This is a genomic window from Streptomyces sp. NPDC086989, from assembly GCF_044745505.1.
Taxonomy (GTDB): domain Bacteria; phylum Actinomycetota; class Actinomycetes; order Streptomycetales; family Streptomycetaceae; genus Streptomyces.
The window spans coordinates 82241-94422 of record NZ_JBIVAL010000022.1; the positions used below are offsets into that span (position 1 = coordinate 82241).

The 12182-nt window shown below is 73.2% G+C and carries 12 protein-coding genes and 1 pseudogene; 6 read left to right on the forward strand and 7 right to left on the reverse strand.

The genetic code is table 11. The features are described 5' to 3' along the window. The first annotated feature begins 78 nt into the window (after window positions 1-78). A complete protein-coding gene (locus ACIPK4_RS35600; RefSeq protein ID WP_402320824.1) occupies window positions 79-1062 on the forward strand; it encodes an NAD(P)/FAD-dependent oxidoreductase in 984 nt (327 codons plus the stop codon). Between the two features lie 113 nt (window positions 1063-1175). Beyond that, window positions 1176-2567: an NAD(P)/FAD-dependent oxidoreductase gene (locus ACIPK4_RS35605; protein WP_402320826.1), complete on the forward strand. Its 1392-nt coding sequence runs from the start codon at window positions 1176-1178 to the stop codon at window positions 2565-2567. 108 nt (window positions 2568-2675) lie between these two features. Here the strand turns inward: ACIPK4_RS35605 and ACIPK4_RS35610 are convergent, their stop codons facing one another. After that, complete coding sequence (locus ACIPK4_RS35610) at window positions 2676-3749, reverse strand: ATP-dependent DNA ligase (RefSeq protein ID WP_402320829.1); 1074 nt, start codon at window positions 3747-3749, stop codon at window positions 2676-2678. A 75-nt stretch (window positions 3750-3824) separates the two neighbouring features. Here ACIPK4_RS35610 and ligD point away from each other — a divergent pair, with 75 nt between their 5' ends. Both ligD and ACIPK4_RS35620 read left to right on the forward strand, forming a co-directional pair. Continuing rightward, window positions 3825-4859, forward strand: coding sequence for a non-homologous end-joining DNA ligase (gene ligD, locus ACIPK4_RS35615; RefSeq protein WP_402320832.1), 1035 nt, complete (start codon window positions 3825-3827; stop codon window positions 4857-4859). Window positions 4860-4961: 102 nt separating this feature from the next. Next, window positions 4962-5213, forward strand: coding sequence for a WhiB family transcriptional regulator (locus ACIPK4_RS35620; RefSeq protein ID WP_402320834.1), 252 nt, complete (start codon window positions 4962-4964; stop codon window positions 5211-5213). A gap of 145 nt (window positions 5214-5358) precedes the next feature. Here ACIPK4_RS35620 and ACIPK4_RS35625 read toward each other — a convergent pair whose 3' ends face one another. Next, a complete protein-coding gene (locus ACIPK4_RS35625) occupies window positions 5359-6330 on the reverse strand; it encodes an acyl-ACP desaturase (RefSeq protein ID WP_402320836.1) in 972 nt (323 codons plus the stop codon). Window positions 6331-6658: 328 nt separating this feature from the next. On the opposite strand from ACIPK4_RS35625, the gene ACIPK4_RS35630 reads away from it, so the two are divergent. Continuing rightward, entirely contained in the window at window positions 6659-7132 is a 474-nt protein-coding gene (locus ACIPK4_RS35630; RefSeq protein ID WP_402320839.1) for an ATP-binding protein, read from the forward strand. A 43-nt stretch (window positions 7133-7175) separates the two neighbouring features. Here the strand turns inward: ACIPK4_RS35630 and ACIPK4_RS35635 are convergent, their stop codons facing one another. The 4 genes and pseudogenes from ACIPK4_RS35635 to ACIPK4_RS35650 form a co-directional block, all read right to left on the reverse strand. Continuing rightward, a complete protein-coding gene (locus tag ACIPK4_RS35635) occupies window positions 7176-8237 on the reverse strand; it encodes an ATP-binding cassette domain-containing protein (protein ID WP_402320865.1) in 1062 nt (353 codons plus the stop codon). Continuing rightward, window positions 8223-8816, reverse strand: a pseudogene (locus tag ACIPK4_RS35640) (ATP-binding cassette domain-containing protein); the annotation flags it as partial. The pseudogene ACIPK4_RS35640 and the gene ACIPK4_RS35635, both read right to left, overlap by 15 nt. 196 nt (window positions 8817-9012) lie before the next feature. Next, entirely contained in the window at window positions 9013-9429 is a 417-nt protein-coding gene (locus ACIPK4_RS35645; protein WP_402320842.1) for an SsgA family sporulation/cell division regulator, read from the reverse strand. Window positions 9430-9606: 177 nt separating this feature from the next. Next, the gene (locus ACIPK4_RS35650; protein ID WP_402320845.1) at window positions 9607-10023 is read right to left on the reverse strand and encodes a (4Fe-4S)-binding protein; all 417 of its coding nucleotides are present in this window, start codon (window positions 10021-10023) and stop codon (window positions 9607-9609) included. Between the two features lie 74 nt (window positions 10024-10097). On the opposite strand from ACIPK4_RS35650, the gene ACIPK4_RS35655 reads away from it, so the two are divergent. Beyond that, complete coding sequence (locus ACIPK4_RS35655) at window positions 10098-11225, forward strand: WD40/YVTN/BNR-like repeat-containing protein (protein ID WP_402320849.1); 1128 nt, start codon at window positions 10098-10100, stop codon at window positions 11223-11225. 7 nt (window positions 11226-11232) lie between these two features. On the opposite strand, the gene ACIPK4_RS35660 is transcribed toward ACIPK4_RS35655, so the two are convergent. Then, entirely contained in the window at window positions 11233-11823 is a 591-nt protein-coding gene (locus ACIPK4_RS35660; RefSeq protein ID WP_402320852.1) for a GNAT family N-acetyltransferase, read from the reverse strand. Window positions 11824-12182 lie beyond the last annotated feature (359 nt).

Sequence of the window (12182 nt, forward strand, 5' to 3'; positions counted from 1 at the left end):
CCCCGGCAGCCACCGCTCCATTTGCCGGTTCGGCAACAGGGTTTGTCAAGCGGGCGGACCCGGCCACACCCTCCCGCCATGGACAACTCGTACGACGTCGTGGTCGTGGGCGGCGGCGCCGCCGGACTCGCCGGGGCGCTGACCCTGGCCCGGGCCCGCCGCTCGGTGCTCGTCCTCGACTCCGGCAGCCCCCGCAACGCCCCCGCCGCCCACCTGCACGGCTACCTGGGCCGGGACGGCGCGAGCCCGGCGGAACTGCTGGCCGCCGGCCGGGCGGAGGTCGCCGGACACGGGGGCGAACTCCGCTCCGGACCGGCCGGTACCGTCCTCGCCGCCGACCGGCTGCCCGACGGCGGCTTCCTGGTCCGGTGCGCCGACGGGTCCGCGGTGCGGGCCGGCCGGCTGCTGATCGCCACCGGTCTGGTGGACGAGCTGCCGCAGCTGCCGGGGATCCGGGAGCGCTGGGGGCGGGACGTGCTGCACTGCCCGTACTGCCACGGCTGGGAGGTCCGAGACGAGCCGCTCGCGGTGCTGGCCACCGGCCCGCTCGCCGTGCACCAGGCGCAGCTGTGGCGGAACTGGAGCGCTGAGGTCACCCTGCTCTCCCACGCCCGGCCGCTCACCGGCGAGGACCGGGAGCTGCTGTGCGCCCTCGGCATCACGGTGGCGGAGGGCGAGGTGACCGGCCTCGACGTCACCGGCGACCGGCTGACCGGAGTGACCCTGGCCGGCGGTGCCGTCGTCGCCTGCACGGCCCTCGTGGTGGCCCCGCGGTTCACCGCCCGCGCCGGAGTGCCGAGGAGCCTCGGGCTGCCCGTCGTCACGGTGGAGCGCGACGGGGTCGCGGTCGGCACCTGTGTCGAGGCGGATCCGCAGACCGGCGCCACCGCCCTGCGCGGCGTCTGGGCGGCCGGGAACGTGTCCGGCCCCATGGAGCAGCTGGCCGGCGCGGCGGCGGCCGGGGTGCGGGCGGCCGTGGCGATCAACACGGACCTGTGCGAGGCGCAGGCGCGCCGGGCTCTCGAAGCCCACCGTGCCCGCCGGGGCGCGGGCCCGGCATAGCGCGGCGGGCGGCCCTGTCGGACAGACGTGCGGGTTTCGGCCAGGGTGCGTCCGTGCAGGCTCTGAGCGGTCTGATCTTCGTACTCATCGGCTCAGGGGCTCGGGGGCACGCAATGGCACATGTGGTGGTCATCGGCGGGGGCGTCGGAGGGCTGGCGACCGCGCTGCTCGCGGCGCGGCACGGACACACCGCCGAACTGTTCGAACGCGACACGCGTGCTCCCGGCGCCTCGCTCGACCGGGACTTCTTCGGCTGGCAACGGCCGGGCGTCCCCCAGGCCACCCAGCCGCACGCCCTGCTCGGCGCGGCCCGCACCCTCCTGCGCCGCGATCTGCCCGACGTCCACGCGGAGATGCTGCGGCTCGGCGCCCGCGAACGGCACGAGCTGGACTGGTTCGACGCGCGCCCGCCGGAGCGGCCCGGCGACGAGGACCTCGTCATGCTCCAGGCCCGGCGCATCGTGCTGGAGAGCGCCCTGGCGACCGCCCTGCGCGGCGAACCGGGGGCCGTCATGCACCACGGGGAGCCGGTCACCGGACTGCTGACCGGGCCGGGAGAGGCGGCGGTCCGGGTGACGGGCGTGCGCACACCGGCCGGTGCGTACCCGGCCGACCTCGTCGTGGACGCGGGCGGGCGGCGCGGCGGCGTCGAGCGCCTGCTGGCCGGGGCGGGCTGCCGGCCGGCGCGCGTGGAACGCCACCGGACGGGGCTGGCGTACTTCTGCCGCTGGCACCGGCTGCCCGAGGGGATGGACGAGGGCCCGCGCCGGCCCTGGACGGTGACCGGCGGCGCCTTCGCCGGGTGCGCCGTCTTCCCCGCCGACAACCGGGTGTTCGCCGTCACCCTGTTCGTCCACACCACCGACACCACGCGCTCGGCGCTGCGCGATCCGGCCGTCTTCGAGGCCGCCGCCCGGTCCTTCCCGCCCGGTGCGGCGTGGCTGGACCTCGGCGCCGAACCGCTGTCGGGCGTACTGGCCACGGCGAGCCTGGACAACCGGTGGAGCGCACCGGTCGACGAACAGGGGCCGGTGGTGACCGGGCTGGTGCCGGTCGGGGACGCGATCACGCACACGAATCCGACGCTCGGCCAGGGCACCTCGCTCGCGCTGTGGGCGGCGCGCAGGGTGGCCGGTACGGCGCACCGGGAGCCGGGATCGCTGCGGTTCGCCGCCGACTACCACGCCTGGGCCGTGCGCACCCTGAAGCCCTGGTTCGACTTCCAGGTGGTCGCCGACGCGGCCATCGGGGAGCGGTTCGCGACGCGGGCCGGGCGCACGGGGACGGCGCGTGAGGTGGCCGCGCTGTTCGAATGCGCCCTGGAGGACCCCGAGGTGATGCGGGCCCGGGCGCGGGTGCGGCACCTGGCCGAGCCGCCGGAGCGGGCGTACGCGGATCCGGAGGTGCGGGTCCGGGTGGCGCGCTGGCTGGCGGCCCGGCCGCACTACGCGCCGAACGCGGTGGGGCCGGACCGGGAGGAGTGGGAGAAGCTGACGGCGGGCTGAGGGCGCGCCGAGGGGGGACCCGCGGCGGCTCACGGGCCCCGGCTCACGGGCCGGGTCGGGGGCGCCGGCTCACGAGCCGGCTCAGGGGCGTCGGCCCACGGGCCGGGCTCAGGAGCCGGCGGGCGGGCCGAGGACGTCGGCGAGGTCGTAGCCGACGGCCTCCTCCAACTGGGCGTACGTACAGCTCTCCGGCGCCCGGTCGGGCCGCCAGCGGCGGAACTGGGCGGTGTGCCGGAAGCGGTCGCCCTCCATGTGGTCGTACGCCACCTCACAGACGCGCTCGGGGCGCAGCGGCACCCAGGAGAGGTCCTTCTTGCCGGTCCAGCGGCTCTGCGCGCCGGGGAGCCGGGCGCTCTCGTGGGCCGACTCCTCGGCCCAGGCGGCCCAGGGGTGGCCGGTGGCGTCGGCCATGCGCAGCGGAGCGAGCTCGTCCACCAGCTCGGCGCGGCGCTTCATGGGGAAGGCGGCGCAGACCCCCACGTGCTGGAGGGCGCCGTGGGCGTTGTGGAGGCCCAGGAGCAGCGATCCGACAATCGGACCGCTCTTGTGGAAACGGAATCCCGCGACCACGACGTCGGCCGTACGCTCGTGCTTGATCTTGAACATGAGGCGGGCATCGGGCCGGTAGGGCAGATCGAGCGGTTTGGCGATCACCCCGTCGAGCCCGGCGCCCTCGAACCGCTCGAACCACTCCTGCGCGAGCGCGCGGTCGGTGGTCGCGGGCGCGAGGTGAACGGGGGGCGAAGCGGTGGACAAGGCATCGACCAGGGCGCTGCGGCGGTCGGCGAGCGGGGTGTCGAGGAGCGCCCCGTCGCCGAGGGCGAGCAGATCGAAGGCGACGAAGCTGGCGGGGGTGGTCCGCGCCAGCAGGTCGACCCGGGACTGGGCGGGATGGATCCGCTCGGTCAGCCGGTCGAAGTCGAGCCGCCCCTCGTGGACGATGATGATCTCGCCGTCCACCACACAGCGGTCCGGCAGGTTCTCCCGCAGAGCGGCCACCAGCTCGGGAAAGTACCGGGTCAGGGTCTTGCCGGTGCGGCTGCCGATCTCCACCTCGTCGCCGTCGCGGTGCACGATGGCCCGGAAACCGTCCCATTTGGCCTCGTACTGCATACCCGGCGGGATCTTGGCCACCGACTTGGCGAGCATCGGCTTCACGGGCGGCATCACGGGCAGATCCATGTCTTAGATTCTGCGGCGGTACGTCCCGGGCCGCCCGGTATGCGCACCTGGCGGGGGCCGCCTACCGTGGCGCACATGGGTGCATCCGGTAACGCGATCGAGCTGGACGCGGGCGGGCGGACCGTAAGGCTGTCCAGCCCTGACAAGGTCTACTTCCCCGAGCGGGGCCTGACGAAGCTGGACGTCGCGCGGTACTACCTGGCCGTGGCCGACGGGATCACCCGGGCCCTGCGCAACCGGCCCACCACCCTGGAGCGCTACCCCGAGGGGGTGGCGGGCGAGTCCTTCTTCCAGAAGCGCGCCCCGAAGAACCTGCCCGACTGGATCCCGACCGCCCACATCGAGTTCCCCAGCGGACGCACGGCCGACGAGATCTGTCCGACCGAGCCGGCCGCCGTCCTGTGGGCCGCCAACCTGGGCTGCCTGACCTTCCACCCCTGGCCGGTGCGCCGCGAGGACACCGACCGGCCCGACGAACTGCGCATCGACCTGGACCCGCAGCCCGGCACCGACTACCACCACGCGGTGATCTGCGCCCATGAACTGCGCGACGTGCTGGAGGACCTGGGCCTGCGCGGCTGGCCCAAGACCTCGGGCGGTCGGGGTCTGCACGTGTTCGTCCCGATCGAGCCGCGCTGGACGTTCACCGAGGTCCGGCGCTGCGCGATCGCGATCGGCCGCGAGCTGGAACAGCGGATGCCCGGGAAGGTGACCACGGCGTGGTGGAAGGAGGAACGCGGCGAGCGGATCTTCGTCGACTACAACCAGACCGCCCGCGACCGCACGATCGCCTCCGCCTACTCCGTACGCCCCCGCCCGCACGCCCCCGTGTCCGCACCGCTGCGCTGGGGCGAGATCGACTCCGCCGAGCCCCGGGACTTCGACATCACCACGATGCCCGCCCGCTACGCCGAACTCGGCGACCTGCACGCGGACATGGACGACCACGCCTTCTCCCTCGACGCCGCCCTGGAGCTGGCCGAGCGCCACGAACGTGACCACGGCCTGGGCGACATGCCGTACCCGCCGGACTACCCGAAGATGCCGGGCGAACCGAGGCGCGTCCAGCCGAGCCGCGCCAAGCACGAGGACGCCCCGCCCGAGGAGTGAGACCGCTGCGCAGCGGCCTCCGCCGGTGGCCGGTGCACGCCGTGAACCGGTGTTGATCAGTCGTTGATCGGACGTCCATCGGCGGCGGTGAGTATCTCCGGCATGTCGATGAACACCGTCTCCACCACCGCCACCGCCGCGCCCGACTGGTACGACCTCGCGCTGTGCGCCCAGACGGGGCCGGGCTTCTTCTTCCCGGAGCCCGGCTCGTCCCTGCGGGAGGCGAAGCGGCTGTGCGGGGCGTGCGAGGGCCGCGCGGCATGCCTGGAGTACGCGCTCGCCAACGACGAGCGATTCGGCGTCTGGGGCGGCCTCTCCGAGTCGGAGCGGCTGGCCCTGCGCCGGCGCAGCTGACCGGGCGCGGGCCGACGGCACGAAACCCCGGCGGAGTACGGCTCCGCCGGGGCCGAAGGAGCACGAAACCCCGGCGGAGTACGGCTCCGCCGGGGTTTCGAAGCCGGCTGCCCGAGCGGGCGCCGACGGGTGAGGGTGCGGCCGGTCAGGCCTTGCGTGCCGCGATGCGGGCCGCGCGGGCAGCCAGCCGCTCGTCGAACTTGCGGGCCTCGGAGTCCAGGCCGTCCATGAACAGGCCCAGCTCCTCCTGTGCCTTGCGGCCGTCCGGGCCGAGACCGTCGATGTCCATGATCTTCAGGAAACGGATCACGGGGCTCAGCACGTCGTCGTGGTGGATCCGCAGGTTGTACACCCCGCCGATCGCCATCTGGGCGGCCATCCGCTCGAAGCCGGGCATGCCGTGTCCGGGCATCCGGAAGTTGACCACGACGTCCCGCACGGCCTGCATGGTCAGGTCCGGGGCGATCTCGAACGCGGCGCCCAGCAGGTTGCGGTAGAAGATCATGTGCAGGTTCTCGTCCTGCGCGATGCGGGCCAGCATCCGGTCGCAGACCGGGTCACCGGACTGGTGGCCGGTGTTGCGGTGCGAGATGCGCGTCGCGAGCTCCTGGAAGGCCACGTACGCCACCGAGTGCAGCATCGAGTGGCGGTTGTCGGACTCGAAACCCTCCGACATGTGCTGCATGCGGAACGCTTCGAGCTTGTCCGGGTCCACGGCGCGCGAGGCCAGCAGGTAGTCGCGCATCACGATGCCGTGGCGGCCCTCCTCGGCGGTCCAGCGGTGCACCCAGGTGCCCCAGGCGCCGTTGCGGCCGAAGAGGGTGGCGATCTCGTGGTGGTAGCTGGGGAGGTTGTCCTCGGTCAGCAGGTTCACGACCAGCGCGATCTTGCCGATGTCCGTGACCTTGGACTGCTCCGGGTCCCAGGCCTCGCCGTCCTCGAAGAAGCCGGGGAAGTTCCGGCCGTCGCTCCACGGGACGTACTCGTGGGGCATCCAGTCCTTGGTGACCTTCAGATGGCGGTTGAGCTCCTTCTCGACCACCTCTTCCAGCGCGTACAGCAGCTTGGCGTCGGTCCACGCCTCCGAGCTGCCGAGGAGGGGAGAGGTGATCGTCATACGGGTGCTCCTGGGGACAAAGCGAAGTACCTACGGTTCCGTAGCCTACGAATCCGTAGGTTAAGCGGAGCGTGAGTACCAGCCAAGCCCCAGGCGTTCATATGATCGGTTACGTCCGGTTATCTATGCAGTTGGAGGGGGCGTCAGCAGGGCCCGGCCTCGCGAAAGTCACGCCCGTAGGTGGCCCGCGACGCCCGCCTTGACGACGGGGGCCGCGCGAAAGGGTCCGGCGCGCCGCACGGGGCGGTGAGCTACGGTCGGTAGTGCACGCCTCACAGCGGGCAACCCGTGCCCGCCCCGACGCACCCCGAAATCCTGGAGCAGCACGATGACGGGCACCCTCCGCGACCTGCGACCGGCCCGCGAGATCCGGCGGATCCCGCGCGACGCGGCGAAGCTGAACCACTCGATACGCCTGCCCGGCAACGCGCACGGCGCAGGCAGTGCCCGTTCCGGCGTACGGACCCTGCTCACCCGGCACGGACTGCCCTGCCTCTGCGACACCGCGGCCCTCGCCGCCTCCGAGCTCGTCGCGTGCGCCCACCGCTTCACCCCCGGGAAGGAGATGCTGCTGAACGTCCGCTGGCAGTTCGACGCCCTGCGCGTCGTGCTCTACGACCAGCACCCGGTGCACTCCTCGCCCGAAGCGAGCGAGGAGTGCCGCGGCCGGCGCAGCCGGGGGATGTGGCTGCTCGCCGCCGCCGTCGACGCGTGCGGCGGCGACTGGGGACTCACCCCCGTCCTCAGCCCCGTGGGGGGCGCCAAGGCGTGGGCCGTGCTGCCGCTACCGCCGGCCCCCTAGAGGTGTCCGGCCGGCCGCCGCGGTCGCGCCGTCGCCCGTGCCGTCACTCGTGCCACAGCGCCGCCCGCACCTCCTCGGCCGTGGTCGGCTTCAGCTCGCCGTCGAGCAGCAGCCACCGGGTGATCCCGATCGACTCCAGGAACGGCACGTCGTGGCTCGCCACCAGCAGCGCGCCCTCGTAGGACTCCAGTGCGCCCGTCAACTGCCGCACACTCGCCAGGTCCAGGTTGTTCGTCGGCTCGTCCAGCATCAGCAGCTGCGGAGCCGGCTCCGCCAGCAGCAGCGCCGCCAGTGCCGCCCGGAACCGCTCGCCGCCCGACAGGGTGCCGGCCGGCCGGTCCGCCCGGGCGCCCCGGAACAGGAAGTGCGCGAGCCGCGCCCGGATCAGGTTGTTCGAGGCGTGCGGGGCGAACCGCGCCACGTTCTCCACCACCGAACGGCTCTCGTCCAGTACGTCCAGGCGCTGCGGCAGGAACCGCGTCGGCACATGGGTCACCGCCTCCCCGGAGACCGGCGCGAGCAGCCCCGCGACCGTGCGCAGCAGGGTCGTCTTGCCCGAACCGTTGCCGCCCACCAGCGCGATCCGCTCCGGGCCTCGCAGCTCCCACTCGCCCGCCGCCCTGGCGCCGTGCGCCAAGTGCACATTGCTCAGGGTCAGCACCCGGCGACCCGGAGGGACCCGGGTGGCGGGCAGTTCGATCCGGATCTCGTCGTCGTCCCGGACGGCCTCCACCGCCTGGTCGAGACGCTCCTTCGCCTGGGCGAGCTTCTCGGTGTGCAGGATGCGGTGCTTGCCGGCCGACTCCTGCGCCGCCCGCTTGCGGGCCCCCATGACGATCTTCGGCTCGCGCTTCTGGTCGTTCATCTTCTGGCCGTACCGCTTGCGCCGCGCCAATTTGGCGTGAGCGTCGGACAGTTCGCGTTTCTGCCGCTGCACGTCGGCCTCGGCGACCCGGACCATCCGCTCGGCCGCGTCCTGCTCGGCGGCGAGCTGGTCCTCGTACGCCGTGAAGTTCCCGCCGTACCAGCGGACTTCGCCGTCGTGCAGGTCGGCGATCTGGTCGACCCGCTCCAGAAGCTCCCGGTCGTGACTGACCAGGACCATCACCCCGGACCAGGACTCGATCGCCGCGTACAGGCGGCGCCGGGCCCGCAGGTCCAGGTTGTTCGTCGGCTCGTCCAGCAGCAGGACGTCGGGCCGGGCGAGCAGCAGCGCCGCCAGGCGCAGCAACACGCATTCGCCGCCGGACAGTTCACCGACCGTGCGGTCCAGGCCGATCCGGGCGAGGCCGAGCTGGTCGAGGGTGGCCAGCGCCCGCTCCTCGACGTCCCAGTCGTCGCCGACCGCGGCGAAGTTGGCCTCGGTCGCCTCGCCCGCCTCGATGGCGTGCAGGGCGGCGCGGGTGGCGCGGATGCCGAGCGCCTCGTCGACGCGCAGGGCGGTGTCGAGGGTGACGCTCTGCGGGAGGTAGCCGATGGTGCCGGCCACGGCCACCTGGCCGTCGGACGGGGTCAGTTCACCCGCGAGGAGCTTCAGCAGGGTGGACTTGCCGCAGCCGTTGAGCCCGATCAGGCCGGTACGGCCGGGACCGACCGCCAGCTGGAAGCCGTCGAAGACGGGAGTGCCGTCGGGCCAGTCGAAGGACAGGGCGGAGCAGGTGAGGAAAACAGGGGCATGACTCATGGAGGCCTCCAGGTTGCGTGAGTGGTGCGTGCAACGCGGGGAGACAACCGACGGACGGTCACGTGGAAGGGTGAGGGAAGGCCGGTCGGTGTCTCAACCTCGGAAGAGCAACGTCCTGCTCCGTTCGACGGCAATGGGGCGTCAACGAAGCTACGGGCGGCCGGGGGCCGCCCGCAAACGAATAAAAGCGGCCCGCTCAGTGGGGGTCGCGCATCAGCTCGGCCAGGCTGTGGTCCATGTCGAGGTACAGGTGCTCCAGCCCCGGCGGCACGACCGCCGCGGCCCGGTCCAGGAACCGGTGCAGTTCGGCCGTCACCATCAGCACGATCGCCACGCCCTCGGGCGCGTGGAACTCGATCGTCGTCCGGTCCAGGTCGTACGGCCGCACCCGCACGTCACCCCAGCCCGTCGGCCGGTCCAGCCCCGATTCGAGGAGCTCGCGCGCAAAGGTCCACGACACCTCGACGCCCTCGAGGGTGGCGAGAGCCGGGAAGGCCATGCGCACGGCGAAGGGATCCGCACGGTCGTAGCAGAGCGTGACGGGCACGGTCTCGACCTTCGGGGCGGTGGCGACCAGACGGGCCTCTACGGCCTGCTCGATAACAGTGATCAAGGCTCGCTCCCTTGCGGCGGATCTGCTGCCGGGCGTGGGTGGGACCCGGCAACCGGATAGACGCGGGAATCGGCAAATCCGTGCATGCGAACCGACGTGAGCTGTGTCACCGATTGGCTGGAACGCGTCCGTTTGATCGCACAGAGTGACGGTGTGAGGGCTGTGGGCTCAGGGGACTCAGTCGGCGCCGCATGCTCCCGAGTGATCACAAAACGGCTGGTTCCCGCTCACTCCACAAGCGCAAAGCATCGCCCTGGTCTCCCGCCGGACGCTCCCGTCGGGAGCCGTCACGCGCAGATCGCCGCGCACCACCAGCTGGCCGGCGGCCGACCGGACGACCGTGGTCGGCCGGTCCGGCTCCTCGTCCGGCCCCTCCCCGGAGAGCCGGTACTGCAATGCGCCCGAGGGGCACCGGCGGATCACCTCGGCGACCCGCTCCGGCTCGGCGCCGTCCGGCTGCACCCACGGACGCTTTCCCGAGTCGAACACCTCGGGCAGACCGCGCACGCATTCGGCGGCGTGCAGGCACCGCCCGGTGTCGTAGGTGACGGTGATGCGCTTGCCGTCGTAGGCCTTGGGTTCCTTGGAGGGCATGGCCTCAGCCTAGGAACGCGGCGGCACCGACGCACCCTGGACGCCGAATCCGGGGTGCATTAGCTTCCGGCGCCATGAGACTTCTGGGAGTTGGCATGTGCGCGGCGGTCCTGGCCCTGGGTCTGCTGGCCGCCCCGGCCCACGCGGACGGTGGGACGGACGGCAGGGACGGCACGGAAGGGACGGCCGGGACGGGCGCGGCGGACGTGCACGCTTTACGGGGCATGGGCTGGGCGGTCAAGGACACCGGCAAGGACGTCCGCTTCCGCGGGCTGGCGGCCGTCAGCCGCACCACGGCCTGGATCGCCGGGTCCAAGGGCACGGTGCTGCGCACCGTCGACGGCGGCCGCAGCTGGCGGGACGTCTCACCGCCGGGAGCGGTCGCGGAGGGCCTGGAGCTGCGCGACATCGAGGCCTTCGACGCGCGGCGCGCGGTGGCCCTGTCCATCGGCGAGGGCGAGGCGTCGCGGGTGCTGCGCACCGAAGACGGCGGCGCCACGTGGACCGAGGCCTTCCGCAACCCCGACCCGCGGGCCTTCTACGACTGCCTCACCTTCTTCGACTCCCGGCACGGGCTGGCCGTGAGCGACCCCGTGGACGGCAGGTTCAGGATGCTTTCCACGGACGACGGCGGCCGGAACTGGACGGTACTGCCGGGCGCGGGGATGCCGGACGCCCTGCCGGGCGAGGCGGGCTTCGCCGCGAGCGGCCAGTGCCTGGTGAGCGCCGGATCGCGGGACGTCTGGCTGGCCACGGGCGGCGGAGCGTCGGCCCGGATCCTGCACTCGGCGGACCGCGGTCGCACCTGGCGCGTCGCCGAATCGGGCATCCCGGCGGGCGACGCCGCCAAGGGGGTCTTCGCCCTGGCCTTCCGCGACCGTACGACCGGCCTCGCCGTCGGCGGCGACTACCGCACCGGCGAGGCCTCGCCGCACGCCGCCGCGGTGTCGGCGGACGCGGGGCGCACCTGGCAGCCGTCCCCGACCCCGCCGCCCGCCTACCGCTCCGGCGCGGCCTGGCTCCCGCACCTGCGCGGCGCGGCCCTCGCGGTGGGCCCGACCGGCACCGACGTGACGACGGACGGCGGCAGGAGCTGGAGGCCGCTGCAGACGGGCTCGTTCGACACGGTCGACTGCGCGGCCGACGGCTCCTGTTGGGCCGCGGGGGAGAAGGGCCGGGTGGGACGGCTGGAGCGCTCCTGAAGGGCCGTCAGTCGCGCGGGGCGTCCTGCGGATTGTCCTGAAGGGTGTCCTGGGGGGTGTCCTGCGGGGTGGTGAGCGGGGTGGTGAACAGGTCCATTCCCGGGTAGCGGCCCGGGACGAATCCCGCCGCCCTGTACACGGGCTCGCCGTCGGGGCTGGCGTGCAGCTGGATGTAGTGGATCCCGTTGCCGTTCAGCCAGGCGGTGAGCCCGTCGACGATCCGCCGGCCGTGGCCCTGCCCGCGCGCGTCCTCGTCGGTGACGATTCCGTCGAGGTAGCCGCGCCGCCCGTCGGTCCACAGGGGACTGGGCAGGTGGTACGTGATCCAGGCCATCCCGGTGGCCACCAGGGGCTCGCCGGGAGCTCCGCCGACGACCAGGCAGTGCACGTCGGCGCGTTCGCTGATCCGCTCCAGGAACCACCCACGGGCGACACCCCGCCAGGCCGCATCGAGGGGCCCGGGATCCACGCCGAGGGCGGCGAGAGCCACCCCGCGAAGCCGGACCAACTCCGGTATGTCGTCGGCAACGGCGGGGCGGGGCGGGTGGAGGGTGGGCGTGGGCGGGCTGGTCGGGGTGGCGGGGGTGGAGTGGTGCATGGGGGCTCCGAGGGTCGGGGTCGAGGGGTGGGGCTGCGCTGGTTGGGGTCGGGGTCGGGGTTGGGGGCGGCGTCCGGGCGGGTCGGGGTCGGTGGGGTGGGGCGGGAAGTTGTGGGCGGGGACGGGCGGGACAGGGTCGGTGGGGTGGGGCGGGAGCCGAGGGGCGGTGTCCGGGTGGGGCGGTGTCGGGGTGGGTCCGGGGGCGTCCCGTCAGTCCACTGTCCTTCCGTGCCGTGCCGGCCCGTCAAGGGCGCTCCTCCTTCGTCGTCGCGTCGCTTCGCGATGTCGCTGCGCTCCACCCTTGACTGCCCGTCCCGTCCCGGAAAGACAAAGACTGTCGGGAAGCCCCCGCAGGCTTG

Bases quoted from the DNA above. Each gene is read 5' to 3' on its own strand.
- ACIPK4_RS35650 (WP_402320845.1), bottom strand. From the start codon at position 10,023: ATGCCCTCCAAGGAACCCAAGGCCTACGACGGCAAGCGCATCACCGTC.
- ACIPK4_RS35605 (WP_402320826.1), top strand. From the start codon at position 1,176: ATGGCACATGTGGTGGTCATCGGCGGGGGCGTCGGAGGGCTGGCGACC.
- ligD (WP_402320832.1), top strand. From the start codon at position 3,825: ATGGGTGCATCCGGTAACGCGATCGAGCTGGACGCGGGCGGGCGGACC.
- ACIPK4_RS35600 (WP_402320824.1), top strand. From the start codon at position 79: ATGGACAACTCGTACGACGTCGTGGTCGTGGGCGGCGGCGCCGCCGGA.
- ACIPK4_RS35635 (WP_402320865.1), bottom strand. From the start codon at position 8,237: ATGGTCCTGGTCAGTCACGACCGGGAGCTTCTGGAGCGGGTCGACCAG.
- ACIPK4_RS35620 (WP_402320834.1), top strand. From the start codon at position 4,962: ATGTCGATGAACACCGTCTCCACCACCGCCACCGCCGCGCCCGACTGG.
- ACIPK4_RS35610 (WP_402320829.1), bottom strand. From the start codon at position 3,749: ATGGATCTGCCCGTGATGCCGCCCGTGAAGCCGATGCTCGCCAAGTCG.
- ACIPK4_RS35630 (WP_402320839.1), top strand. From the start codon at position 6,659: ATGACGGGCACCCTCCGCGACCTGCGACCGGCCCGCGAGATCCGGCGG.
- ACIPK4_RS35625 (WP_402320836.1), bottom strand. From the start codon at position 6,330: ATGACGATCACCTCTCCCCTCCTCGGCAGCTCGGAGGCGTGGACCGAC.
- ACIPK4_RS35655 (WP_402320849.1), top strand. From the start codon at position 10,098: ATGAGACTTCTGGGAGTTGGCATGTGCGCGGCGGTCCTGGCCCTGGGT.
- ACIPK4_RS35660 (WP_402320852.1), bottom strand. From the start codon at position 11,823: ATGCACCACTCCACCCCCGCCACCCCGACCAGCCCGCCCACGCCCACC.